The organism is Saccharothrix sabaoui, from assembly GCF_051756985.1.
Classification (GTDB): domain Bacteria; phylum Actinomycetota; class Actinomycetes; order Mycobacteriales; family Pseudonocardiaceae; genus Actinosynnema.
Genome location: NZ_JBPKJK010000026.1, coordinates 36,916 through 61,528, shown reverse-complemented (window position 1 = coordinate 61,528; position 24,613 = coordinate 36,916). Strand labels below are relative to the sequence as shown.

The 24,613-nt window shown below is 73.9% G+C and carries 24 protein-coding genes; 12 read left to right on the top strand and 12 right to left on the bottom strand.

Going from position 1 to position 24,613, the window contains the following annotated elements; translation table 11 throughout:
- Positions 1-17 precede the first annotated feature (17 nt).
- Positions 18-1,052, top strand: a complete 1,035-nt coding sequence (gene tdh / locus ACR807_RS10895) for an L-threonine 3-dehydrogenase (RefSeq protein ID WP_438921122.1) — start codon at positions 18-20, stop codon at positions 1,050-1,052.
- Positions 1,052-2,230, top strand: coding sequence for a glycine C-acetyltransferase (locus tag ACR807_RS10890; protein WP_438921121.1), 1,179 nt, complete (start codon positions 1,052-1,054; stop codon positions 2,228-2,230). The genes tdh and ACR807_RS10890 overlap by 1 nt, the downstream gene beginning before the upstream one ends.
- Positions 2,231-2,251: 21 nt before the next feature.
- On the opposite strand, the gene ACR807_RS10885 is transcribed toward ACR807_RS10890, so the two are convergent.
- Positions 2,252-2,470, bottom strand: coding sequence for a hypothetical protein (locus ACR807_RS10885; RefSeq protein WP_438921120.1), 219 nt, complete (start codon positions 2,468-2,470; stop codon positions 2,252-2,254).
- A gap of 64 nt (positions 2,471-2,534) precedes the next feature.
- Between ACR807_RS10885 and ACR807_RS10880 the strand changes: the two genes are divergently transcribed.
- Positions 2,535-3,419 carry a LysR family transcriptional regulator gene (locus tag ACR807_RS10880; RefSeq protein ID WP_438921119.1) on the top strand — a complete coding sequence of 295 codons (885 nt, stop codon included), beginning with the start codon at positions 2,535-2,537 and terminating at the stop codon, positions 3,417-3,419.
- On the opposite strand, the gene ACR807_RS10875 is transcribed toward ACR807_RS10880, so the two are convergent.
- Positions 3,389-3,652 carry a hypothetical protein gene (locus tag ACR807_RS10875; protein ID WP_438921118.1) on the bottom strand — a complete coding sequence of 88 codons (264 nt, stop codon included), beginning with the start codon at positions 3,650-3,652 and terminating at the stop codon, positions 3,389-3,391. The genes ACR807_RS10880 and ACR807_RS10875 overlap by 31 nt on opposite strands.
- Positions 3,653-3,752: 100 nt before the next feature.
- Here ACR807_RS10875 and ACR807_RS10870 point away from each other — a divergent pair, with 100 nt between their 5' ends.
- Positions 3,753-4,568, top strand: a complete 816-nt coding sequence (locus ACR807_RS10870; protein ID WP_438921117.1) for a helix-turn-helix domain-containing protein — start codon at positions 3,753-3,755, stop codon at positions 4,566-4,568.
- Positions 4,565-4,744 (top strand): DUF397 domain-containing protein, encoded by a 180-nt coding sequence (locus tag ACR807_RS10865; RefSeq protein ID WP_438921116.1) that lies wholly within the window; start codon positions 4,565-4,567, stop codon positions 4,742-4,744. Before ACR807_RS10870 ends, ACR807_RS10865 begins: the two co-directional genes overlap by 4 nt.
- Here ACR807_RS10865 and ptsP read toward each other — a convergent pair.
- The 6 genes from ptsP to ACR807_RS10835 form a co-directional block, all read right to left on the bottom strand.
- Positions 4,712-6,343 carry a phosphoenolpyruvate--protein phosphotransferase gene (gene ptsP, locus ACR807_RS10860; protein WP_438921115.1) on the bottom strand — a complete coding sequence of 544 codons (1,632 nt, stop codon included), beginning with the start codon at positions 6,341-6,343 and terminating at the stop codon, positions 4,712-4,714. The genes ACR807_RS10865 and ptsP overlap by 33 nt on opposite strands.
- Positions 6,344-6,446: 103 nt before the next feature.
- Complete coding sequence (locus ACR807_RS10855; protein WP_438921114.1) at positions 6,447-7,115, bottom strand: class I SAM-dependent methyltransferase; 669 nt, start codon at positions 7,113-7,115, stop codon at positions 6,447-6,449.
- Positions 7,112-8,044 (bottom strand): phosphotransferase family protein, encoded by a 933-nt coding sequence (locus ACR807_RS10850; RefSeq protein WP_438921113.1) that lies wholly within the window; start codon positions 8,042-8,044, stop codon positions 7,112-7,114. The genes ACR807_RS10855 and ACR807_RS10850 overlap by 4 nt, the downstream gene beginning before the upstream one ends.
- A gap of 105 nt (positions 8,045-8,149) precedes the next feature.
- Positions 8,150-8,869 (bottom strand): Crp/Fnr family transcriptional regulator, encoded by a 720-nt coding sequence (locus tag ACR807_RS10845; RefSeq protein WP_438921112.1) that lies wholly within the window; start codon positions 8,867-8,869, stop codon positions 8,150-8,152.
- Positions 8,866-9,021 (bottom strand): hypothetical protein, encoded by a 156-nt coding sequence (locus tag ACR807_RS10840; RefSeq protein ID WP_438921111.1) that lies wholly within the window; start codon positions 9,019-9,021, stop codon positions 8,866-8,868. The genes ACR807_RS10845 and ACR807_RS10840 overlap by 4 nt, the downstream gene beginning before the upstream one ends.
- Before the next feature lie 612 nt (positions 9,022-9,633).
- On the bottom strand, positions 9,634-10,497 hold the full coding sequence (locus tag ACR807_RS10835; RefSeq protein WP_438921110.1) for a ribokinase: 864 nt from the start codon (positions 10,495-10,497) through the stop codon (positions 9,634-9,636).
- 116 nt (positions 10,498-10,613) lie between these two features.
- On the opposite strand from ACR807_RS10835, the gene ACR807_RS10830 reads away from it, so the two are divergent.
- Both ACR807_RS10830 and ACR807_RS10825 read left to right on the top strand, forming a co-directional pair.
- Positions 10,614-12,740: a DUF2339 domain-containing protein gene (locus tag ACR807_RS10830; protein ID WP_438921109.1), complete on the top strand. Its 2,127-nt coding sequence runs from the start codon at positions 10,614-10,616 to the stop codon at positions 12,738-12,740.
- Positions 12,741-12,978: 238 nt separating this feature from the next.
- Entirely contained in the window at positions 12,979-13,992 is a 1,014-nt protein-coding gene (locus tag ACR807_RS10825; RefSeq protein ID WP_438921108.1) for an outer membrane protein assembly factor BamB family protein, read from the top strand.
- Here ACR807_RS10825 and ACR807_RS10820 read toward each other — a convergent pair.
- Positions 13,989-16,091 carry an MMPL family transporter gene (locus ACR807_RS10820; protein ID WP_438921107.1) on the bottom strand — a complete coding sequence of 701 codons (2,103 nt, stop codon included), beginning with the start codon at positions 16,089-16,091 and terminating at the stop codon, positions 13,989-13,991. The genes ACR807_RS10825 and ACR807_RS10820 overlap by 4 nt on opposite strands.
- 149 nt (positions 16,092-16,240) lie before the next feature.
- Between ACR807_RS10820 and ACR807_RS10815 the strand changes: the two genes are divergently transcribed.
- The 3 genes from ACR807_RS10815 (at position 16,241) to ACR807_RS10805 (ending at position 18,582) form a co-directional block, all read left to right on the top strand.
- Complete coding sequence (locus ACR807_RS10815; RefSeq protein WP_438921106.1) at positions 16,241-17,014, top strand: TetR/AcrR family transcriptional regulator; 774 nt, start codon at positions 16,241-16,243, stop codon at positions 17,012-17,014.
- Positions 17,015-17,139: 125 nt separating this feature from the next.
- Positions 17,140-17,772, top strand: coding sequence for a hypothetical protein (locus ACR807_RS10810; protein ID WP_438921105.1), 633 nt, complete (start codon positions 17,140-17,142; stop codon positions 17,770-17,772).
- Positions 17,773-17,886: 114 nt separating this feature from the next.
- Positions 17,887-18,582, top strand: a complete 696-nt coding sequence (locus tag ACR807_RS10805; RefSeq protein ID WP_438921104.1) for a hypothetical protein — start codon at positions 17,887-17,889, stop codon at positions 18,580-18,582.
- 6 nt (positions 18,583-18,588) lie between these two features.
- On the opposite strand, the gene leuS is transcribed toward ACR807_RS10805, so the two are convergent.
- Positions 18,589-21,384 carry a leucine--tRNA ligase gene (gene leuS / locus ACR807_RS10800; protein WP_438921132.1) on the bottom strand — a complete coding sequence of 932 codons (2,796 nt, stop codon included), beginning with the start codon at positions 21,382-21,384 and terminating at the stop codon, positions 18,589-18,591.
- Positions 21,385-21,639: 255 nt separating this feature from the next.
- Here leuS and ACR807_RS10795 point away from each other — a divergent pair, with 255 nt between their 5' ends.
- Positions 21,640-22,041 carry an SdpI family protein gene (locus ACR807_RS10795; protein WP_438921103.1) on the top strand — a complete coding sequence of 134 codons (402 nt, stop codon included), beginning with the start codon at positions 21,640-21,642 and terminating at the stop codon, positions 22,039-22,041.
- 83 nt (positions 22,042-22,124) lie between these two features.
- Here ACR807_RS10795 and ACR807_RS10790 read toward each other — a convergent pair whose 3' ends face one another.
- Positions 22,125-22,706 carry a YqgE/AlgH family protein gene (locus ACR807_RS10790; protein WP_438921102.1) on the bottom strand — a complete coding sequence of 194 codons (582 nt, stop codon included), beginning with the start codon at positions 22,704-22,706 and terminating at the stop codon, positions 22,125-22,127.
- 281 nt (positions 22,707-22,987) lie between these two features.
- Here ACR807_RS10790 and ACR807_RS10785 point away from each other — a divergent pair, with 281 nt between their 5' ends.
- A complete protein-coding gene (locus ACR807_RS10785; protein ID WP_438921101.1) occupies positions 22,988-24,295 on the top strand; it encodes an MFS transporter in 1,308 nt (435 codons plus the stop codon).
- A gap of 1 nt (position 24,296) precedes the next feature.
- Here the strand turns inward: ACR807_RS10785 and ACR807_RS10780 are convergent, their stop codons facing one another.
- Positions 24,297-24,554 carry a response regulator transcription factor gene (locus ACR807_RS10780; RefSeq protein ID WP_438921100.1) on the bottom strand — a complete coding sequence of 86 codons (258 nt, stop codon included), beginning with the start codon at positions 24,552-24,554 and terminating at the stop codon, positions 24,297-24,299.
- Positions 24,555-24,613 lie beyond the last annotated feature (59 nt).

Sequence of the window (24,613 nt, the reverse complement as noted above, 5' to 3'; positions counted from 1 at the left end):
GCGGCAGACTGCGCGCCATGAAGGCACTGGTCAAGGCGACCGCCGGGCCGGGACTGTCCCTGACCGACGTCCCCGACCCCACCCCCGGTCCCGGTGACGTCGTCGTCCGCGTGCTGCGCACCGGTATCTGCGGCACCGACCTGCACATCGACTCGTGGGACGAGTGGGCCGCGCAGAACGTCCGCGCGCCGCTGGTCCTGGGTCACGAGTTCGTCGGCGAGGTGGTGGAAACCGGTGCGTCGGTGACGGGTGTGCGGGTCGGCGACCTGGTCAGCGGCGAGGGCCACCTGGTGTGCGGCACGTGCCGCAACTGCAAGGCGGGCCGGCGTCACCTGTGCGCCCGCACCCGAGGTCTCGGCGTGCACAGCGACGGCGCGTTCGCGCAGTACGTGGTGCTGCCCGAGCAGAACGCGTGGGTGCACCGGGCGCCGGTGGACCTGGACGTGGCGGCGATCTTCGACCCGTTCGGGAACGCCGTGCACACGGCGCTGTCGTTCCCCGTGATCGGCGAGGACGTGCTGATCACCGGCGCGGGCCCGATCGGCATCATGGCCGCCGCCGTCGCCAAGCACGCGGGGGCGCGCAACGTCGTCATCACCGACGTCAGCGAGCACCGGTTGGAGCTGGCCCGGGAGGTGGGCGTGGACCTGGCGCTCAACGTCGCCGAGCGGACGATCTCGGAGGCGCAGGCGGAGCTGGGCATGACGGAGGGCTTCGACGTCGGCATGGAGATGTCCGGCAGGCCGGTCGCGCTCCAGGAGATGATCGGCAACATGGCCCACGGCGGCCGGGTGGCGATGCTGGGCCTGCCCGCGGGGGAGTTCGCCGTGGACTGGAGCAGCGTGGTGCTGAAGATGCTCCACATCAAGGGCATCTACGGCCGCGAGATGTTCGAGACGTGGTACTCGATGTCGGTGCTGCTCCAGGGCGGTCTGGACCTGACGCCGGTGATCACGCACCGGTTCGACCACACCGAGTTCGACAAGGCGTTCGCGACGGCCCGCGAGGGCAAGTGCGGCAAGGTCATCCTCGACTGGACGGGAGCTCACTGATGTACGGCGCGATGCGCGACGACCTGCGGGCGGGCCTGGACGAGATCCGCGCGGCGGGTCTCCACAAGGCGGAGCGCGTGATCGGCACGCCGCAGAACGCGGTCGTGCGGGTGGGTTCCGGCGACGAGGTGCTGAACTTCTGCGCGAACAACTACCTGGGCCTGGCCGACCACCCGGTGGTGGTCGGGGCGGCGCGCGACGCGCTGGACCGGTGGGGTTTCGGCATGGCGTCGGTGCGGTTCATCTGCGGCACGCAGGAGCCGCACAAGGAGCTGGAGCGGCGGCTGTCGGAGTTCCTGGGCACGGAGGACACCATCCTCTACAGCTCGTGCTTCGACGCCAACGGCGGCCTGTTCGAGACGCTGCTCGGCGCGGAGGACGCGATCGTCTCGGACGAGCTGAACCACGCGTCGATCATCGACGGCGTGCGGCTGTCGAAGGCGCGGCGGTTCCGCTACAAGAACCGGGACATGGACGACCTGGAGCGGCAGCTCAAGGACGCGGCCGACGCCCGGTACCGGCTGATCGCCACCGACGGCGTGTTCTCGATGGACGGCTACCTGGCCCCGCTGGACGAGATCTGCGACCTGGCGGAGCGGTACGACGCGCTGGTCATGGTGGACGACTCGCACGCGGTGGGCTTCACCGGGCCGAACGGGCGGGGCACGCCCGAGCTGTTCGGCGTGCAGGACCGGGTGGACATCGTCACGGGCACGCTCGGCAAGGCGCTGGGCGGCGCGAGCGGCGGGTACACGTCGGGGCGGGCGGAGATCGTGGAGATGCTGCGGCAGCGGTCGCGGCCGTACCTGTTCTCGAACTCGCTGGCCCCGTCGATCACGGCCGCCGCGATCGCCGCGCTGGACCTGCTCAGCACGTCCGGCGAGCTGCTGACCAGGCTGCGCGAGAACACCGCGCTGTTCCGGTCGCGGATGACCGAGGCGGGCTTCGACCTGCTGCCCGGCGAGCACCCGATCATCCCGGTGATGATCGGGGACGCGGCGGAGGCGGGCCGGATGGCCGACCTGCTGCTGGAGCGGGGCGTCTACGTGATCGGCTTCTCCTACCCGGTGGTGCCGCACGGCAAGGCCCGCATCCGCACGCAGATGTCGGCGGCCCACTCGACCGACGACGTGAACCGCGCGGTGGACGCGTTCGTCTCGGCGCGCGAGGCCATGTGACCGGGCGACGCGGCGCGTGACCTAGGGTTTCTTCGCGCCCCAGATGCCGGCGAACACCAGCAGGATCGCGGGCACGACGATCGACAGCAGCACGACGGTGCCGTTCACCTCGAACGAGCCGGCGCGCAGGCTGGGGACGAGGACGCCGAACACGACCAGGACGAGGAGGCCCAGGGCGGCGATCACCTTGCTCGGGAGGTGGTTCGCCTTGGGCCGGTTCGGTGCGCTCTCTGTGCTCATGTCCTCTTGGTACACCGGCTGACCAGGGCTCGCACGACCAGGTGCCACCGACGAGGATGGTCGCGTGATCGACCCACGACGGCTGCGGGTGCTGCGCGCGCTCGCCGACCACGGCACGGTGACGGCCGCCGCACAGGCGCTGCACCTCACGCCGTCGGCGGTGTCGCAGCAGCTCGCGGCCCTGGAGTCGGAGGTCGGGCACGACCTGCTGCGGCGGCGCGGGCGGCGGGTGTCGCTGACCCCGGCGGGCGAGCTGCTGGTGCGGCACGCCAACGCGGTCGCGGCCGAGCTGGAACGGGCGCAGGCGACGTTGGCGGCGTTCGACGCGGGCGAGACGGGTCGGGTCGAGGTGGGCAGCTTCGCGTCGGCGATCACGCAGGTGGTGGCGCCGGCGCTGGCCGCGCTGCGGGTACGCGCGCCGGGTGTGGCGCTGCGCGTGCGGGACGTGGAGGGGCACGCCAGCGTGCCGCTGCTGCTGGACGGGGAGATCGACCTCGCCATCACCGAGGAGTACCGGCCGCGCACCGGTGACCGGCGGTTGACCAGGTTCCCGCTCTACACCGAGCCGTTCGACGTGGTGCTGCCGCCCGCGCACCCGCTGTCCGGGTCCGCCGGGGTGGACCTGGCGGACCTGGCCGACGAGGACTGGGTCGTGACGCTGCCCGGCAACCCGGTGCGCGACGTGGTCGAGCTGGCCTGCGAGCAGGCGGGGTTCGCGCCGCGCATCGCGCACGCGTCCGACGACTTCTCGGCGATCGGCGCGCTGGTGCGGGCCGGTGCGGGGGTCGCCCTGGTGCCGCGCGGCGCGGTGCGGGGCGTGCCGGTGCGCGGCACGGCCCCGTTGCGGCGGGTGGTGGCGGCCGTGCGGGCGGGCAGCGAGGACCACCCGTTGATCAAGCTGGTCCGGGAGGCCCTGCGTCAGCCCGCCGGGACGTACTCCGACTCGTAGAGCCAGACGACGTCCTCGACGTGGATCGAGTCGTAGGTGTCGAAGTCGCCGTCCTCGTCCGGTTCGACCTGGAACGCCTGGTAGAAACCGTCCGGGAGGGAGCGGTCGCGGAGTTGGGACAGCGCCCACGGGCGCAGGCCCGAGGTCTCGCCGCCGGGCGCGGTCGCCACCGTCTCGCACCACGGCCAGGTCCCGCCGATGCCCCGCATTCGGCACAGCACGTACGTGTTCACAGCGATAAGCCTTACAAACGCAAGCTGAACGATCTAGTCGCTCGATGGGGTGGTCCTGGTCGGCTGGAAGACTGGCCGCGTGCCGGGAACCGATCCGTCCATGCTGAGCCCGACCGTCGGCCGCCGGTGGTTGGCCCAGGAGATCCGCCGCCTGCGCGAGGCGGCCGGGTTGAAGCAAGCCGACGTGGCGAGGCGGTTGCGCTGCAACCCGACCAAGATCACGCACCTGGAGAGCATGCGCACACCGGTCGGCGGGCCGGACCTGGAGGTGCTGCTCCCGTTCCTCGGGGTGCCGGCCGAACGGGTCGACTGGTACCTGCGGGTGTGCGACATCTCGCGGGAGAAGGGCTGGTGGGACGGCGACCGGTCCATCCCGGGCTGGTTCTCGCTGTACGTGGGGCTGGAGGCGGGGGCGAGCGAGATCCGCTCCTGGGAGACGGGCTTCATCTACGGCCTGTTCCAGACCCGGCCCTACGCCCGGCGGCTGCTCGAAGACCCCGACGCGGTCGACGCCCGCATCCGCCGCCAGGAGGCGCTGCACCGGGAGGACCCGCTGGTCGTCCACGCGATCATCGACGAGGCGGTCCTGCTCCGGCGCATGGGCGACGACCAGGTCATGGCCGGGCAGTTGGACCACTTGGTCGCGCTCGGCGAGCTGCCCAACATCACCATCCAGGTGATGCCCTTCGACGCCGGCGCGCACCGGGGGCACCTGGGCTCGTACCACTGGCTCGGTTTTCCGCAGCCGGATGACCCCGGAGCCGTCTACCTGGAGAATCAGCTGGGAGGGTGGTTCCTGGAGAGGGCCGCGGAGTTGGCGGTCTTCCAGGACGATTTCGCCGGTTTGGCCACCCGTGCGCTCTCGGCGGAGGACAGTGCCGCCCTGATCGCCCGTCGAGCGGAGGAAGCGCGATGACCTGGCGCAAGAGCAGCTACAGCGGTCCCAATGGGGGCAACTGCGTCGAAGTCGCGCACACCGGCACCTCGACCGGCGTGCGCGACTCGAAGAACCCGGGGGGCGGCGTGCTGGTGTTCGGCACCGGCGCCTGGACCCGTTTCCTAGTGGGGCGCGCGGGCGGCGAGCTTCGCTGAGGCCGGGTCCGCCGCGGCCAGGGCGCCGCGGGCCGCGAGCTGGCACAGGTCGAAGCTGGTGGTCGCCAGCTTCGCGCCCACCCCGGCGAGCGCGGTGTGGTTCATCGACAGGCTGGTCACGCCCAGGCCCGTCAGGACGCACGCCAGCAGCGGGTCCGCCGCCGCCTCGCCGCAGACGCCCACCGGCTTGCCGAGCGCGGTGCCCGCGTCGCCGACGAGCTTGACCAGGCGCAGCAGCGCGGGCTGCCACGGGTCGTTCAGCGCCGCCACCGCGCCGACCTGGCGGTCGGCCGCGAACACGTACTGGGCGAGGTCGTTGGTGCCGATCGAGACGAAGTCGACCACGGCCAGGATCTCCCGGGCGACCAGCGCGGCGGCCGGGACCTCGATCATCACGCCCGCACGCCGGATGCCGGCGGCGCGGGCGCGTTCGACGAACCACGCCGCCTCGGCGGCGGTCGCGACCATCGGGGCCATCACGGACACGTCGGCGCCGGTGTCGGCGGCGGCCAGGGCGATGGCGTCGAGCTGGCGCGCGAGCACGTCCGGGCGGTCGAGCGCGACGCGCAGGCCGCGCACGCCCAGCGCCGGGTTGGGCTCGGGGTCGGGGGCGAGGAACGCGAGGGGCTTGTCCGCGCCCGCGTCCAGGGTCCGCACGACGACGGGCTTGCCGTCGAACGGCGCGAGCACCGCCGCGTACGCCTCGCGCTGCTCCTCGACGGACGGCTCGGTGCCGGCCGACAGGAAGCAGAACTCGGTGCGGAACAGGCCGACGCCCTCCGCGCCGGCCTCGGCGGCGGCGACCGCGTCGGCGGGCGAGCCGACGTTGCCGAGGACCTTGACCCGGTGGCCGTCGCGCAGGACGCCGACGCCGTTCCACTCGGCCCGGCCCTGGACGTGGGCGGCGCGGACCGTGCCGTCGGACAGCTGCACGACGCCCGTGTCGCCGTCCACGAGCAGCGAGCCGGCCTCCAGGTCGAGCACGCCGCGGCACGCGACGACGGCCGGGATGCCGAGCGAGCGGGCCAGGATGGCGGTGTGCGAGGTGGGGCCGCCCTCCTCGGTGACCAGGGCGAGCACCTTCGACGGGTCGAGGCCGGCGGTGTCGGCGGGGGCGAGGTCGCGGGCCACCAGGACGGACGGCGAGGCAAGGTCGGGCACGCCGGGCGCGGGCACGCCGAGCAGTTCGGCGACCAGGCGGTCGCGGACGTCGCGCACGTCGCGGGCGCGTTCGGCCATGTACCCGCCGGCGGCTTCGAGGGCGGCGATGAACCCGGCGGCGGCCTGGTGCACGGCGCGGGCGGCGGGCACGTCCTCGCCGGTCACGACCTTCTCGGCCTGGGCGAGCAGGGCGGGGTCGGCGGCCATCGCGGCGGTGGTCTCCAGCACGGCCTTCGCGTCGCCGGTCGCGGTGGCGGCCCTCTCCTCCAGCCGGGCGACCACGCGGTCGGCGGCGGGCCGGATGCGGGCGGCCTCGGCCGCCGGGTCGGTGGGCGCGGGTCCGGCGGGCGGTTCGCCGAGCGGCTCGGCCACCCGCACCACGGGGCCGGAGGCCCGTCCGGAACTGACCCCGACACCGTGCAGGCGCGCGCTCGACATGGTCTAGACCATACCCTTCGGGTTGACGGGACGTAAGGACGAGCCAACGCGACGCGACGGCCGGCCGCTACCCGAACCGCCGCCGTTTACCCGGTGTTGACAGCTACGGGCGGGTTCGCGGGAGAACGGCCTTGCGGAAGAACAGGTACGCCTGCGGCCCGCCCTCCGAGGGGGCGGGTTCGCGCACCAGCCGGGCGTGCTCGTGCAGGCCGACGCCCGCCGCCAGCGCGACGACGTCGTCCGGCCGCTGCCAGTAGACCCGGAGGTCCAGGCCGTCGTGGCCGTAGCCGCTGGTCAGGTGGCGGAGCCGGTCGCCCGCCTTGAACGCCACCAGCAGGTGGCCGCCGGGCGCGAGCACGCGGGCGAACTCGGCGAACACCACCGGCAGCACCTCCGGCGGCGTGTGCACGATCGAGTACCAGGACACGACCCCGGCCAGGCCGTCGTCGGGCAGGTCGAGCGCGGTCATCGTGCCCACGCCGAACCGCAGGTCGGGGTGCTCCCGCCGGGCCACCTCGACCATGCCGGGCGACAGGTCGACCCCGAACGCCGACAGGCCCAGCCCGGTCAGGTGCGCGGTGACGTGCCCCGGCCCGCACCCCAGGTCGGCCACCTCGCCGGGCGGCACGACCTCGGCGAACGCGCCCAGCACCGCCCGGTCGAACGGCATGGTGGCCAGCGCGCCGCCGACCAGCTCGTGGTAGTCCTCGGCCACCACGTCGTACGAGGAGCGCGTCGAGGCCAGGTAGGCGGAGGTCGGGGTGGGGTTCACCCGGCGAACCGTATCGGGGACCGCTCCAGCCGCTGCCGCGACCACCGCACCGCCGGACCGGCCTGCGCCGCCTGGAACGCCCGCAGCGCCGGCAGGCCGGGCAGCGGCGGGAGGAGGGCGCTGTGCGCGAAGAACCCGGCGACGGCCGTGACCACCGCCGTCACCGCGTCCGGGTCGGCGTCGCGGGACAGCGGCGACGACGCCCACGCGTCCCACGGCTCGGGCCCGCCCTGGAGGGCGACGCTCGGCAGCAGCAGCACGAGGTCGACCCAGGGCGCGCCGCGCGCGGCGTGCGGCCAGTCGACGAACACCACGCCGTCGCCGGTGAGCAGCGCGTTGTCGGCCCGCAGGTCGCCGTGCACCAGGGAGTCGCCCTCGGCGGCCTCGGCCCAGCCCGACTCCCACGAGGCGAGCAGGTCGAGCCGCCCGGCCGCCCACTCGTCCACGCCCGGCAGCGGCGAGCCCGCCAACCGCCGCCACCCGGAGAGCACCGAGGACGTCGCCCCGACCGCCGGGAACCCGTCCGGCGCGGCGACCCGCGACAGCCCCACCACGGCCGCGTGCACCCGGTCCCACTCGTCGGCCCGCCACGGCACCGCGGGCGTGCGGCCGGGCACGTCCTCGAAGACCAGCGCCACCCAGTCGCCGTCGTCGTACGACCACAGCAGCTCCGGCCCCGGTACCAGCGGCGCGACCAGCGCCTCCCGGCGGTGCAGGGTGGGGCTGACCGGGTTGGGCGCGGCCCCCACCGCCTTCGCGAACACCCGCCGCCCGTCGGTCAGCTCCAACCGCGCCGCCACCCCGGGCGAGAACCCGCCCACCTGGCCGACCGCCCGCACGACGCGCGCCCCGATCCCGTCCTCGACCGCCGCCCGCACCGCCGCGGGCAGGTCCCCCCACGCCGGCCTGTTCCCACCGATCCCGTCCACGGCACCAGGGTCGCGGGGGACCCGGCGGTCGTCACCGGGTTTTCCACCGCCCGCCCGCGCCGGGCCCGTCGTCGGTCGGTGACCTGCGACGGGCCCGGCAGCGGATCAGCTCGCGCCGCGGGGACGCGGCGTTCGAACCGCCAAGGGCTTCTTGATGAAGAGCGAGCGGTAGCCGATGGCGACCTTCCCCTCGTCGCGGAGCCGGTTGAGGACCTTGGCCACGGAAGGCGCCGAGGCGCCGATCGCGGCGGCGAGGTCCGCCTGGGCGAGCCCGAGGTCGAGGTGGACCTCGTCGGACGCGGAACGGGTGCCGTACAGCCTGCTGTACCGCTCCAGGAACGCGATCAGCCGGTCCTCGACCGGCATCGGCGCGTACGCGAGCGAGCGGTCGCGCAGCTGCAGCTCGCGCGCCAGGACCGCGGCCAGGACGTTCGCCGCGGCGGAACGCTCCTCGAAGAAGCTCTTGAACGCCTGTCGCGGTATCGCCAGGGCGGTTGTCGCCTTGGTGGCGATGTAGGTGACGTGCCCCGGAGCGTTCAGCACCGCGTCCGCGGTGCCGGGGGCATCACCCGACAGGAAAAGGTTCAACAACATGGGCGGACTGTCCGGTTGCGCGGTGCGGCACCCTTTCACCACCCCTCCCAGGAGCAGGAACACGGGTGGCCGGCGACTGCCCTGCTCGGAGAGGATGGCCCCCGCCGGGTAGGAGAGCACCCGCCCGAGCGCGAACAACTGGGTGCGCACCTGTTCGGGCAGCCGGTCGGCCATGCTGCCGCGACGCCACCGCTCTCCCGCATTGGCGGGGGCCTGCGCCGTGGGCATCATGCGAGCACCTTTGCCAGGACCGCGAGAATGGTCGGCAAACCGCTGACGAGCACGCCCACGGCGATCAAGGTCCGAGTCATCGCGCTCGGGACCCTGCGGGCCAGTATCCACACCACTGAAGTGGTGAACACCAGATATGCGATGATCACCACCGCATAAACGATCAACGCTGTGTCACTGATGGGTACGAGTGCCCCTCCGTCCCTCTTTGCCGAGTCCGGGGTCTCCGTCCGCTGGTCGATCGCGCCTGGTAGTTGGCGCCAACACGAGCGAACCTGTTGAGCCTATTCGCGTGAAGCCCGCGCAAGGAAGAGGTGAACCGACAGTGACGCCACGGGAAGCGCATAAGAGTCGTCGGGCAGGCAAACATCGTTACAGAACGTAGCCCGTTCGGATGTCGTCAGCTTCGACTTGCATCAGAGCGAAAGATGTGCGTGGGGGACAGGAATTCATGGCAACCGCTGCCAATGTCATCAAAATACGTAAACCAGGACGCCCATATGGGGGAGGCTTCGCTCGGCGACTCCATACGCCTCTTTGCCGAGTCCGGGGTCGCCGCAGGTAGAAGTGGTGGTGGGTGCGGAGTTGGTAGCCCGGACCCACCACCACCCGCCGAACTGCGGTCGTCATTGCTTAGCGAAGCAAAGCTCGCGACTGAGGGTGACGCACGGATTGCCGTGACGTGACACAAACCACTTTACGGCTTTGGGCTGTTCAGCAAAGCGGACCAGCCGTGGAAGCGCTCTACCAGCGCATGGCGGTCGTCAGCCCAGCCGCTCGACGGCCTCGCGGGTCGGGTACGACGGTTGCGCGCCCGCCGACGTGACCGAGAGCGCGGCCACCCGCGCGGCGAACGCGGCGGCCTCCACCAGCGGCGCGCCGGCGGCCAGGTCGGCGGCCAGCGCGCCCGCGAACGCGTCGCCCGCGCCCGTCGTGTCGACCGGCGTCACGGGTGGGGCGGGGACCTCGACCACGCCGTCCCGCGTCACGACCGCCGCGCCGCGCGCGCCGAGGGTGACGACGGCGGACCTGGGGCCCAGGTCGAGCAGGGCCTCGTGGGTCGGGGCCAGGGAGGCGGCCTCGTGCTCGTTGACGACCAGCGGGTCGAGCAGGGCCAGGACGTCCGGCGGGACGGGCACCACGGGGGAGAGGTTGAGCAGCGGCCTCGCCCCGCGTGAGGCCGCTGCCCGCACCGCGTGCGCCACCACGGGCACCGGCACCTCCAGCGAGCAGGCGAGGACCGTGACGCCGTCCCAGGTCAGGGCGTCGACGTCGGTGTCGGACACGTCCGAGTTGGCCCCCGGCGCGACGACGATCGAGTTCTCGCCGTCCGGCGTCACGGTGATGTACGCGATGCCGGTGGGACGTGCGGACGTGCGGAGGTGCCCGGTTCGCACCCCCGAGGAGGCGAGCGACCCGCGCAGCAGCTCCCCGTACTGGTCCGCGCCGACGGCCCCGGCGAACGACACGTCCGCGCCGAGGCGGGCGGCGGCGACGGCGGTGTTCGCGCCCTTGCCGCCGGGCAGCACGGCGGTGTCGCCGCCCAGGACCGTTTCACCGGCGGCCGGGCGGCGCGGGACCTGGACCACGAGGTCGGCGTTCGCCGAACCGAGCACGAGGACAGTCACGCCGAGCACCCTCTCACCCCCGGGACCCGGCGGCGTGACCACTTCGGTACGCGGGTTCGAGCACTTGAGTAGAGGTACGGATGTCGGGTGCGCCCGGTCCGGGCGAGTCTGGTCACATGACCGGGACTGGGCAGGAACCCCTGATGCGGCTGGCGGACGAACTCGCGCACCTCGGTCGCCGCCTCGAAGCGGTGGGCGAGGAGCTGCACCGGGTGGGTGACGGCCGGGCGGTGGCCACCCTCGCGCCGCCCGCACCGGCCGCGTCGCCCGCAGCGTCCGCACCGTCCGCGTCGCCAGTGCCGCCCGCGCGGACGGCAGCCCGGACGACGGCAGCCCCGGCGGCCGCAGAGGCTGCCGTCGAGACGACCGCGGAGTCGGCCGCTAAGTCGGCCGTCGAGGCGGCTGCGGCGTCGGAAGCGCCCGGCGAGCCCGACGCGCCGGAGAAGCCCGCCGCAGCCGCCGCCCCCTCCCCGCAGGCCGGCCCACCGCAGACCAACGCGCCGCAGGCCAACGCGCCACGGACCAACGCGCCGCAGGCCGGCGGACCGTGGTGGAGCGGGCCGCCGGTCCCGCCGCAGGTGCGGGCCGTGCCGCCGATGCCCCACCCCGCGCCCATGCCCCACCCGGGCCAAGGCCAAAGCCAGGGCTGGGGTCCGCCGCCGCCCCGGTGGAACCCGCCGCAGTGGACCCCGCCACCCCCGCGCCGCTCGCTGTTCGACCGGCTCGGCCAGGACGGCGCGGGCAGCAGGCTGCTCGCCTGGGTCGGCGGCGCGGTCACGCTGCTCGGCGTCGTGATGCTGCTGGTGCTCGCCGTCCAGCGCGGCTACCTGGGACCGCTGCCCCGCGTCCTCGGCGGGGCAGCGCTCGGCGCGGCGCTGGTCGGCGCCGGCCTGTGGCTGCACCGCACGCCGGCGGGACGGACCGGCGCGTTCGCCCTGGCCGCCACCGGTATCGCGGTGCTCTACCTGGACGTCGTCGCGGCCACCTCGATCTACGCCTACCTGCCGGAGGGCGGCGGGCTGGTGGCCGGGCTGGTCATCGCGGGCGGCGGGCTCCTGCTGGCGCTGAGGTGGGACTCGTCGGTCCTGGCGATCGGCGTGGTGGCGGCGTGCGCCGCGTGCGCGCCGGTCCTCACGGCGGGCTTCACGCCGCTGCTCGTCGGGTTCCTGCTGGTGCTGAAGGCCGCCGCGACGCCCGTGCACCTGCGGCGCGACTGGCCGTGGCTCGCGGTCACCGCCGGTGTGCCGCCGCTGCTCGCGACGCTCCTGGCCGTGGGCCGGGTGGGTGACCAGCGGGTGCTGGCGGCGATCGCCCTGCTGACCGCCGTGGTCGGGGTGGCGGGCGCGGTGCTGACCGCGCGGGTCCGGCCCGGCGACGTGACCGCGCTCGGCCTGGCGGTCGGCTCGCCGGTCCCGGCACTGGTCACGACGGCGGTCCTCGACCGGTACCTCGGCGCGGCGGTCGCGGGCGCGGTGGCGCTGGTGATGCTCGGCCTGTGGGCGGGCGGCCGGGGGCACCTGCCGCGCGCCTTCGCGGCGGGTGTCGGCGCGGTCGGCGTGTTCGCCGCGTTCCAGGCGACGGCCGTGGCGCTGGACGGCAGCACGCGCGCCGCCGCCGTGCTGGCCGAGGCGCTGGTGCTGGCGGTCCTGGCCAGGCTCGTCGCCTCGCGCGGCCCGCTGGTCGGGTCCGCGGCGTTCGCCGCCGTCGGGACCCTGCTCGCGCTGGCGCACGCCGTGCCGCCGGACCTGCTGCTCGACGCGCCCCGCCGGGCGGTGACGGTCGGGTTCCTGGTGTCCGGCGCGCTGACCGCGCTGGTGCTCGGCGCGGTGGCGGTCGTGCTGCCGTGGGTCGCGTCGACCCTCGGCGCGCTCGGCAGGCAGCCGCTCCCGTGGGTCGTCGCCGGCGTGGTGCTGCTGTACGCGGCGGCGGGCGCGGTGCTGTGCGGCGCGCTGCTGGTGTCACAGGACGTCACCGGGTTCGTGTTCGGCCACTCGATCGTGACCGTGTCGTGGACGGTCGCCGCCCTGGTCCTGCTGGTCCGGGGCATCGACCGCCGGGCGCTGCGGGTGGCCGGGTTGGTGCTGGTCGGGGCCGCGGTGGCGAAGCTGCTGCTGTTCGACCTGGCCGCGCTGGACGGCATCGCGCGGGTGCTGGCGTTCATCGGGGCGGGCCTCGTCCTCCTGACGGCGGGCACGCGTTACGCCAAGCTGGTGGCAACGCGACGAATTTCGGCTGATTCGTAGCTCTCGGGAGCCAAAACGCCCCGCGCTGCGTCAACCTGGTGGTAGTTCTACGTCGTCGGGGTTGGGCCACCGGTGCGAGAGCACCGGCTGGAGCCCGGCGTCGGTCGTTTCGCCCCCCGAGCGACCGGCGCCGGGCGCCCCCGGTTCGCACACCGACGATCACCCGGTCCGGCAAGAATGCCACCCGTCCGTAGCACCGAGGTGGATCTCGACCGAGTCCGGGTGTTCCCCTCGCAGCATGTGGGGACGACGCACCGCCGCCGCCGCGGGGACCACCGCCCTGCTCCTCGCCGCCGCGCTCTCCGCCACCGGCCGCCCCGTCTCCCCGGTCGCCACGACGGCGGACGCACCCGCGCCCAGGGCGTACTTCGTGGCGCACGGGGGCGCGCTCCAGGTCCTCGACACCGGGGACGGCGCGGTGGTGGCCCGCGCGCGGACCGGGTCGTGGGCGACGGGCGCCGCGGTCGACCCGGACGGGCGGCGCGCGTACGTGGTCAACGGGTGGGCGGGCGTCGTGACCGCCGTGGACCCGGCCGGCGGCAGGGTGACCGGCCGCATCGACGCGGGCGCGCAGCTCGCCGAGGCGGTGGCCCACCCGGGCGGCGGGCGGCTCTACGTGACCGGCGGCGACTCGGTCGCGGTGATCGACACCGAGAGGTTCCGGCTGGTCGCCGCGATCCCCGTGGGCGGCCGGCCGCAGGGCATCGCGATCAGCCCCGACGGCGCGCGGCTCTACGTGGCCAACGCCCAGGACGGCACCGTGGTGGTGCTCGACACGGGGGCCGCGAGCACGGTGGCGACGATCCCCGTGGGCGGCCTGCCGCAGCACGTGACGGTCAGCCCGGACGGCTCCGCGGTCTACGTCAGCTCGCTGGACGTGGGGGAGCGCACCGGCACGGTGTCCGAGCTGGACCCGGTCGACCACCGCGTCCGCTGGACCACGCCGGTCGGCGAGGGCGCGGGCAGCGTCGCGGTCACCCCGGACGGGCGGCGGGTCTACGTGGCGCTCGACCGGGGCGTGGCGGTGGTGGACGCGGGCACGCGCGCCACCCGGACGCTGCCGTTCACCGCCGGGACGCTGGCCGTCGCGCCCGGCGACGCGCGCGTGTTCCTGGCCACCGGCGACACCGCCACCGTGCTGGACGGCGCGGACGGCCGGGTGCTGGCGACCTACCCGCTCGGCGGGCTGGACGACGACGGCCGCGACTCCGAGGTCGCGGCCATCGCCTTCGAGCGGCCGGACCGGGGCTAGGCGGGTTGCGGCACCTTCTCGTCCTCCACCGGGACCTCGTCGTGCAGCGCCACGCGCCGCTGGACGCGCCGCAGCGGGCCGGGCGCCCACCACGCGGCGTCGCCGAGCAGCCTCATCACGGCGGGCACGAGCAGCATCCGCACCACGGTGGCGTCGAGGGCCAGCGCGAGGATCATGCCGACGCCGACGAACCGCATCATCGTGATCTGGGAGAACGCGAACGCGCCGGTCACCACGATCAGCAGCAGCGCCGCCGCGGTGATCACCCGGCCGGTCTTGGCCAGGCCCGCCGTCACCGCCTCCTCGGTCGACGCGCCACGTCCGCGCGCCTCGACCATGCGGGACAGCAGGAACACCTCGTAGTCGGTGGACAGGCCGAACACCACGGCCGCCATCAGCACGACGATGCCGGACTCCAGCGGCGCGGGCGTGACGTTGAGCAGCGACGCGCCGTGGCCCTCCTGGAACACCCACACGAGCACGCCGAACGTGGCGGACAGGCTGAGCGCGCTCATCACCACGGCCTTGATCGGCAGCAGCACCGAGCCGAACGCGAGGAACATCAGCACGAACGTGGCGCCGGCCAGGAGGAGGACCATCCACGGCAGCTTCTCGGCGATGGCGTCGAGGCTGTCGGACACCACGGCCGTGCTGCCGCCGACGAGCACCTCGTCGCCGGGGCCGTCGAGGGCGCGCACGTCCCGCAGCGCCTGCTTGGACGCGTCGCCCAGCGCGTCCTGGTCGAGGCCCGCGGTGGCCGACCACACGCCCCCGACCGGTTCCGCGGCGACCCGCGCCTCGCCGACGCCGGGCACCGCGCCGACCCGGCCGAGGAACTCCTGCACCTCGGCGGGCCGGGGGTCACCGGTGATGACGATCCTGAAGCCGGAGTTGGACAGCTCGGCGAAGTCGTCATTGATGGTCTCGGCGGCGACCCGCACCTCGTTGCCCTCGGGCAGCACCTTCTCGGTGACCTCGCCGAACTTCACGCCGAGGAACGGCGCGCCGAGCCCGAGCAGCAGCAGCACGATGGGCAGCGCGACCAGCACCGGGCGCTTCATGACCCGGCCGGCGAGCCGGCGCCAGCCCGCCTCGGACGGGGCCTTGTCCTTGCGCCACGGCACGGCGAGCTTGTCGACGCGGTGGCCGAGGACGCCCAGCAGCGCGGGCAGCAGGGTCAGCGACACCAGCGCGGCGATGGCGACCGCCGCCATGCCGCCGTAGCTGAGGGACTTCAGGAAGCCCTGCGGGAACAGCAGGAGGCCGGCCAGCGCGATGACCAGCAGGGTCGCCGAGAACACCACGGTGCGGCCGGCGGACATGACGGTGCGGCGGACGGCGTCGGGCACCTCGCGGCCCGCGGCCAGCTCCTCGCGGAACCGGCCGACCATGAACAGGCCGTAGTCGATCGCCATGCCGAGGCCGAGCAGGCTGGCCACGTTGACCGCGAACGAGTTCACGTCCGCGCCGTAGGAGACGGCGTGCAGCACGCCGAGGGAGCCCAGGATCGAGAGGCCGCCGACGAGCACCGGCAGCGACGCGGCGACCAGGCCGCCGAAGATGACGACCAGCAGGAGCAGCACGATCGGCAGCGACACGGCCTCGGCCTTGGTGAGGTCGGAGGCGGACATGTCGCTGATGGCCTTCTGCGTCGGCACGAAGCCGCCGACGAGCGGGTCCAGGCCGCCGACCGCCAGCCGGTCGGCGATCTGCTCGTACTGCTTGATCTGCGTGTTCGAGTCGCCGGAGGCGAGCGTGATCACGACGAGCGACTTGTCGCCCGACGGCGACGGCACCGGCGGCAGGACGGTCTGCACGGCGTCGCGCGGCAGGTCGGCGAGCTGCTCGGAGACCTGCTGGAGCTTCGCCGGGTCGGTCGTGCCGTAGACGGCGAGGACGTCACCGCCCTGGCGGCCGAACGCCTCCTGGGCGACCTCGGTGGCGCGGGCGGCCTCGCTGTCGGGCGCCTCGTAGCCGCCCTGGCTCAGCTTGTCGAACACGCCGAGGCCCCAGACGCCGCCCGCCACCGCCAGGACGACGGTCGCGATCAGCACCACCCAGCGGCGTCGGTGGGCCAACGCCCCCCACTTCGCGAACACGTGTCCTCCCAGGTTGATGGGCTACCGTTGCGCGGATGGCGGCATCTCGGTAAACACCGTTCACCAAACCAGTTCGGAAGTTATACCCGGACGAGCACCGCTACAACCTGATTGGGTGACATATGACCGAGGCCACGCGACGGGAACGGATGCGTGCCGACACCGAGCGCGAGATCCGACGCCAGGCGCGGGCCCTGCTCGTGGAACAGGGACGCGACGCCGTCACGCTGCGCGCCATCGCGCGGGAGGTCGGCATCACCGCGCCGGCCCTCTACCGCTACTACGACTCGCGCGAGGACCTGCTCCGCAGGCTCGCCGAGGACATCTGCACCGACCTCGCCGCCGAGCTGGACCGCGGCCTGGCCGGCGTCGACGAGCACGACGTCGCGGCGCAGGTCTTCGCGGTGTGCCGGGGGTTCCGGCGGTGGGCCCTGGCGCACCCGCAGGAGTTCACCCTCGTCTTCGCCTCCACCGAGGACCACCTGGCGCGGTGCGGCCCGGACGCGGGCGCGGGCGTGGTCGGCGACCAGTTCGGCCGGGTGTTCCTCCGGGTCGCCGGGCGGCTGATCGTCGCGCACCCGATGCCCGAGGGCACCGACGAGGACGTGCCCGCCGAGCTGCACGCCGACCTCGCCGCGTTCCGGCAGGTGCTGCTGACCGCGGTGAACTCCCGGGCCGCCGACCCCGGTGCCGCCGACTCCGGGGCTGCGGGCCCCGGGGACGGGGGAGGGCCGGCGGTGGACGAGACCGTGCTGACGCTCGGCGCGGTGCACCACATCACCCAGTGCTGGGTCCGCATCTACGGGCACGTGGCGCTGGAGGTGTTCGGCCGGTTCCCGTTCGCGGTGTCCAACCCGGAACCGCTGTTCGACTCGATGCTGCGCCGGATGCTGGCCGAGACGGGTTTCGCTCCGCAACCGTGAGCTGCGACTTCCGGTGAGACCCGCTGGGCCGTTCGAGGGCTTTTCGCGGTTCGGGCGCATCCGGACCGCACTCGTCGGGGTTGCATGGTGCGGGGACCGCACGGGGGTCGACTGAGGCGGGGGCGGTGGCGAAGAAGGATTCGGGTGGCGGCGGCGTGGCGCTCGTGGCCGCGGTGCTCGTCGTGCTCGCGGGAGCGGGCGGCGCGGGCGGCGCGGCGCTGAACTCCGGCGCGAGCGGTGGCGGCGGCGCGGCGCCCGTCGAGAGCATCGGCGTGCGCAAGTGGGACGCCAAGCGCAGCGCGCGCGGCGGCGACACCGAGGGCGCGGTCGCCAACCTCGGCGTGCGGATCACCAAGCAGGCCGTCAAGCAGGAGCTGGACTGCGGCGCCAACTCGTTCGGCCAGGTCCAGCAGTTCTTCGCGAGCACCCCGTGCACCGCGCTGGACCGGCTGCTGCTCGCCGTCGTGGACAACACCGGCGGCGCGGCCGTCGTCTCGGTCGCCTGGGTGACCTTCCCCGGCCGCAGGCAGGCCCGGCAGTTCGAGGACGTCGTCGACGTGCACGGCTCGGGCGACGTGCGACCGCTCAGCCCGACCGTCCTCGGCATGGCCGACATCCCGTTCACCGCCGCGCACTACTGGTCGGAGACCAGGGACACGACCATCACGATCGCCGAGTCCGAACCCGCGGGCGGCACCCCCGACCCCGAGCTGCTCGACGCGCTCGCCGAGGTCGCCGCCCAGCTCCCACGCCCGTAACAGCGGCTCCCGCGCCGGTAAAAGCCCAGTTCAGCGCATTATTGCGGGACGCGGCTGCGCCGTTCGGGCGGTACCCGCCGCAGTGCCGTCGCGGTGCGCGCCGGACGCGGTTGCATGTCCCCCTCATCGCCGGACGAGGGGGACGACGTGGCGGATCGGCGGATCGGCGGCAAGGGCGGCGGATCGGACAAGGGGAAGAAGAAGAGCGGTGGCGGCGCGGTGCTCGCGGCGGCCGTGGTCGGCATCGCCGCGGCGGGCGTCGGCGGCGGGGCCACGCTGTCCGCGGGGCCGCAGGCGGGCACCTCGTCGCCCGGCCTGAACGCCCGCAAGGCCGAGAGCAGGAAGTCGGCCCGCGACGGCGACCTGGACGGCGCGCTGAACCGCCTGGGCGCGCGACTGCGGCGCGACCCGGTGCGGCAGCCCGCCGCCGAGTGCCTGACCCACTCGTTCGGGCAGGTCCGGCAGTTCTTCGCCACCACCCCGTGCCGCGCGCTCGACCGGGCGATCTTCGCCGCCGACCTGGACACCGGCGGCGTGGTCGTCGTGTCGGTGGCCTGGGTGGCGTTCGCCGACCGCACCGCGACGACCCGCTTCGAACGGCTCGTCGACGTCCACGGCACCGGCGACGTCCGCCCGCTGGGCAGCACCCTGCTGGGCCTGGCCGACATCCGCTTCACCGCCGCCCACTACTGGTCGGAGCGCCGCGGCGACACCGTCGCCGTGGCCGAGTCCGAACCCGCGGGAGGGGCGGTCGACCCCGCTCTGCTCGACGCGCTCGCCGAGGTCGCCGCCCACCTCCCGCCCCCGTGAGGGCGACTACAGCACCACGTTGACCAGCCGGCCCGGGACGACGATGACCTTGCGCGGCTCCTTGCCGCCCACCAGTTCGGCCACCTTCTCCTCGGCCAGGGCCGCCGCCTTCACCTCGTCCTGGGACGCCGACGCGGCGACGACGACGCGCGCCCGCACCTTGCCGTTGACCTGGATCGGGTACTCGACGGTGTCCTCCACCAGGTACTTCTCGTCGGCCTTCGGGAACGGGCCGTGCGCCAGCGACGCGGTGTTGCCCAGCTTCGCCCACAGCTCCTCGGCGACGTGCGGGCTCAGCGGGGCCAGCATCAGCACCAGGGGCTCGGCCAGGGCGCGCGGGGCGCCGCCCGGGAAGTGCTTGGTGACGTGGTTGTTCAGCTCGATCAGCTTCGCGCCCGCCGTGTTGTAGCGCAGGTTCGCGTAGTCGTCGTGCACGCCCGCGATGGTCTTGTGCAGCAGCCGCAGGGCCTCCTCGCCCGGCTCCTCCGAGGTCACCCGCAGCTCGCCGGTGGTCTCGTCGACCAGGTTGCGCCACAGCCGCTGCAGGAACCGCTGCGCGCCGACGACGTCCTTCGTCGCCCACGGCCGCGACACGTCCATCGGGCCCATCGACATCTCGTACAGCCGGAACGTGTCCGCGCCGTACTTCGCGCACATCTCGTCGGGCGTGACGACGTTCTTCAGGCTCTTGCCCATCTTGCCGTACTCGCGCCGCACCTCCTCGCCCTCGAAGAAGTACTTGCCGTCGCGCTCCTCCACCTGCTCGGCGGGCACGTACGTGCCCCGCGCGTCGGTGTAGGCGTACGCCTCGACGTAGCCCTGGTTGAACAGCCGCCGGTACGGCTCGTCGCCCGTCACGTGGCCCAGGTCGAACAGCACCTTCTGCCAGAACCGCGAGTACAGCAGGTGCAGCACGGCGTGCTCGACGCCGCCGATGTACAGGTCGACGCCGCCCGGGTCGGTCGCGCCGTGCTCGGCCGTGCGCGGGCCCAGCCAGTAGCGCTCGTTCTCGGGGTCGACGAACCGCTCGGTCTCGGTCGGGTCCACGTACCGCAGCTGGTACCAGCACGAACCGGCCCAGTTGGGCATGGTGTTGGTCTCGCGCCGGTACCTCTTCGGGCCGTCGCCCAGGTCCAGCTCGACGGTCACCCAGTCCTCGGCGCGCGACAGCGGCGGCGACGGCTCGGAGTTCGCGTCGTCGGCGTCGAAGGTGCGCGGCGAGTAGTCGTCCACCTCGGGCAGCTCGATCGGCAGCATCGACTCGGGCACCGCGACGGGCGTGCCGTCCTCGTCGTAGACGATCGGGAACGGCTCGCCCCAGTACCGCTGCCGGGAGAACAGCCAGTCGCGCAGCTTGAACTGCACGGTGCCCTCGCCGCGGCCGTTGTCCTCCAGCCAGGCGATGACCTTCTTCTTCGCCTCGGCGACGTCCAGCCCGTCCAGGCTCAGGCTGCTCTCGTGGCTGGAGTTGATCGCCGGCCCGGTGCCCGTGTACGCCTCGCCGTCGAAGCCCTCGGCCGGCTGCACGGTGCGGATGATCGGCAGGTCGAACTTCGTCGCGAAGTCCCAGTCGCGCTGGTCCTGGCCGGGCACGGCCATGATCGCGCCGGTGCCGTAGCCCATCAGCACGTAGTCGGCGACGTAGACCGGGACCTGCGCGCCGTTGACCGGGTTGGTCGCGTGGGCGCCGGTGAAGACGCCGGTCTTGTCCTTGTTCTCCTGCCGGTCCAGGTCGGACTTGCGCGCCACCTCGCGCCGGTAGGCGGCGATGTCGTCCGCCCGCTCGGGCGCGGTGATCACGTCGACCAGCGGGTGCTCGGGCGCCAGCACCACGTAGGTGGCGCCGAACAGCGTGTCCGGGCGGGTGGTGAACACCTCGATGTCGGCGGTGTCGCCCACCGCGAACCGGACCCGCGCGCCGTTCGAGCGGCCGATCCAGTTGCGCTGCATCGACTTGACCTTCTCCGGCCAGTCCAGCCGGTCCAGGTCGTCGACCAGGCGGTCGGAGTAGGCCGTGATCCGCATCATCCACTGGCGCAGGGAGCGGCGGAACACCGGGAAGTTGCCGCGCTCGCTGCGGCCGTCCGAGGTGACCTCCTCGTTGGCCAGCACGGTGCCCAGGCCGGGGCACCAGTTCACCGGCGCCTCGGACAGGTAGGCCAGGCGGTACTGCCCCAGCAGCTTCTCCCGCTCGGCGCCGGTCATCGCCGCCCACGGCTCGTCGGGGGTGGCGCGCTCGCCCGACTCGAACTCGGCGACCAGGTCGGCGATCGGGCGCGCCTTGGCGACCCGCGTGTCGTACCAGGAGTTGAAGACCTGCAGGAAGATCCACTGGGTCCACTTGTAGTAGCCCGGGTCGATCGTGGAGATCCGGCGGCGCTCGTCGTGGCCCAGGCCCAGCCTGCGGATCTGCCGCAGGTAGGTCTGGATGTTGTCCTCGGTGGTCTTGCGCGGGTGCTGGCCGGTCTGCACGGCGTACTGCTCGGCGGGCAGGCCGAACGCGTCGAAGCCCATCGTGTGCAGGACGTTGCGGCCGTTCATCCGGTGGTACCGGGCGTAGACGTCCGTGCCGATGAAGCCCAGCGGGTGCCCCACGTGCAGGCCGGAGCCCGACGGGTACGGGAACATGTCCTGCACGAACAGCTTGTCCGCGGGCACGTCGCCCTTGAGCGGGCCGACCGGGTTCGGCGCGTGGAAGGTGCCGCGCTCCTCCCAGTGCTGCTGCCACCGCTTCTCGATCTCGCCCGCCAGCTCGGCGGTGTAGCGGAAGGCGGGCTTCTCGTCCGCCGCGTCGGTGCTCATCGGGATGTCCCTCTCCATCGGTACCTGCCCCTGACATGACGAAACCCCCCAGCCCGAGGGGCATGAGGGGTTGCCGCGCCGACCTGGCCTGACGAGGTCTGCGCGGCTAGCTAAGGAGCAGGCGGGCCGTGCTCATGCCGTCAACGGTATCAGCGCAGCGCAAGCGCGGTGAACCGGCGGGACGCCCGCGGGTGCAGCGGACGTCACCCGGGGCTGGTTCGACCGGGGTCGAAGGACGCGCCTACCCTCGTCGGGGTGAACATCGTGCTGCCTGTGGTACTGGGTCTGATCGGCGTCGCCCTCGGAGCGGTCGGCTTCCTGGGCGTGCGCGGCGCGCTGCACCGCAACCGGTTCTTCGGCGTGCGCACCAAGGCCACGCTCCGCGACGACGAGGCGTTCGCCCTGGCCAACCGCATCGCGGGCGTGCCCAACCTGGCGGCGGGCGCGATCGCGCTGGTCGCGGGCGCGGCGAGCGCGGTCAACCCGGCCGCCTCGCTGGTCATCGGCCTCCTCGGGCTCGTCGGCAGCCTCGTGGTGGCGGGCGCGGGCGGCGTGCTGGGGCACCGGGCGGCCGAGGCCATGCCCGAGCCGGCCCCGGCGGGCTGCGGCGGGTGCGCCTGCGCCGGCGGCGGCTGCGGCGTCCTCACCCGCGCCTGACCGGCGTCCCCACCCGCGCCCGACCGACCGGCCTCACCCGCGCCCGACCGACCGGCCTCACCCGCGCCCGACCGGCGCGGCCCTCAGTTGCGGCGGATGTCCGACGGGAACGTGGCCAGCAGCGCCGTCGGCACGCCCTGGCGGCGCAGCACCCGCCCCCACAGGTCGACGCCCGGCGGCGTGAGCACGTCGTCGGGCAGCCCCTTGACCACGATCCAGTCGCCGCGCCCCACCTCGCCCGCCAGCTGGCCCTCGCCCCACCCCGAGTAGCCGGCGAACACGCGCATCCCGCGCACCCTCGGCACCAGGGCGCCCGGGTCGGCGTCCAGGTCGACCAGCGCCACCGGACCGTGCACGCCGACCACACCTTCGAGTGACGTCAGGTCCTCCCCGGTGCGCATCGTGGCCAGGCACAGGGCGGTCTTCTGCTCCACCGGGCCGCCGATGTAGACCGCCTGCGGGCGGGTCACGTGCGGACCCCACGCGGGCAGCACGTCGTGCACCGCCACCTCGCTCGGCCTGTTCAGGACCACCCCGAGGGAGCCCTCGCCGCGGTGGTCGATGACGTAGACCACGGTCCGGCGGAAGTTGGGGTCGACCAGGGTCGGTGCCGCGACCAGCAGCGAACCCGGTTCGACATCGGCATCAGGGCGCACACCCCGCATGATCCCAGAAGACGTGGATCACACCGGGAGGGGAACATCCGGGGCACCGCCGCCGTTGTACGGACCGTCAGGCGTCTTCGTGTCCCCCGGGCTCACTAGAAACCGCCTTCGCGGAATACCGTTCGGCTGGAGCCGCGCTGCGCAAGCCGCCGTGAGGCGACCGGGCGCCTGGCACCCGGGAAGGCCGGGCCCCCAGGGGTCCGGCCTTCCCGGTACCCACCCGCCCCGGTCGGGGGTCCGCACTTCGTCGTCCTCCCCGCGGGAGGCATAGGCTCGTCCCCGTGACCACCGCCGGGACCACCACGGCACAGCACCACCTCGGTGCCCGGAAGCTCCTCGCCGCTGCGGACTTCCGCAGGCTGCTGGCCTCCCGGCTGGCGGCCCAGTGGGGCGACGGCCTGTTCCAGGCCGGTCTGGCGGGCGCGGTGCTGTTCAACCCGGAGCGCCACGCCGACCCGCTCGCGGTGGCCGCCGGGTTCGCCGTGCTCCTCCTGCCGTACTCCGTGGTCGGGCCGTTCGCGGGCGCCCTGCTCGACCGGTGGGACCGCCGCCGCGTGCTCGTCGTGGCGAACCTCACGCGCGGCCTGTTCGTCCTGCTCACCGCCGGCGCGGTCGGGCTGGGGCTGGCCGGTGTGCCGCTGTACGCCGCGGCCCTCGTCGTGACGGGCGTGAGCCGGTTCGTCGGCTCGGGGCTGTCCGCGTCGCTGCCGCACGTCGTCCCGGGGGACCACCTGGTCGAGGCCAACGCGTTCGCCACCACGGCGGGCTCGCTCACGGCCGTGCTCGGCGCGGGCTGCGCGGTCGGGCTGCGGGAGCTGTTCGGCGCCGGTGACGGCGGGTCGGGGTCCACCACGGCGGTCGCCGTCGTCGGGTCGCTGACCGCCGCGTTCCTGGCGTCCCGGTTCGCGCGCGGCGCGCTCGGGCCGGACGAGGTGGACGAGCCGAGCCGCACGGCCACCGCCGTCGCCCGGGGCCTGCTGGACGGCGCGCGCGCCGCGTGGCGCACCCCCACCGTGGCGGCGGCGCTGCTGGCGCTGCTCGCGCACCGGGCCGCGTTCGGCGCGTCGCTGCTGCTCACGCTGCTGCTGATGCGCCACTCGCTGGAGGACTTCGGGCCGCTGAAGGCGGGCCTGGCGGGGCTCGGCGAGGTGGCCGTCGCCGGGGGCGCGGGCATCCTGCTCGCGGGCCTGGTGACCGACCGGGTCGTGGACGTGCTCGGCCGGCGCGGCGCGGTGTGCGGCGCCCTCGTGCTGGCCGCGGCCACCCAGCTCGGGCTGGGCCTGCCGATGCTGCTGCCGACGATCCTCGCCGCGTCGTTCCTGCTCACGTTCGCCGGGCAGGTCGTGAAGCTGTGCGTGGACGCGGCCGTGCAGGGCGACATCGGCGACGAGGTGCGCGGCCGGGTGTTCGCCCTGTACGACACGCTGTTCAACGCCACGCAGGTGGCGGCCGTCACCGCCGCGGCGGCCGTGGTGCCCCTGGACGGCCGGTCACCCGGCCTGGTGGTCGCCGCGACGGTGGCGTACCTGCTCGGACTGCTCGGCTACCTGCTGATGACCAGGAGTGCCGCCGCGGGGCGGCGCCGGTAGGTCACCGCGGCAGCGGCAGCCTGATGACGCCCGTCTCGTGGGCGTACACCACCGCCGCCATCCGGTCCCGCAGGTTCAGCGCTCCCAGGATCTCCGACACCACCACCCCCACCTGGCGCTGGCTGATGGCCAGCACCCTCGCGATCTCGTGATCGGCCAACCCCCTGGCCAGGCAGCGGAGCACCGCCCGTTGTCGGTCGGTCAGCGATTCCAGGCCGTGCGCCCGGGTGCCCCCCTCGGACAACCCCCAAGCGTTCATGCGAACCACCCCCAGTGCGCGTCCTGCGCACACAGTCATGGTCCCGCAACGGGCTGTCA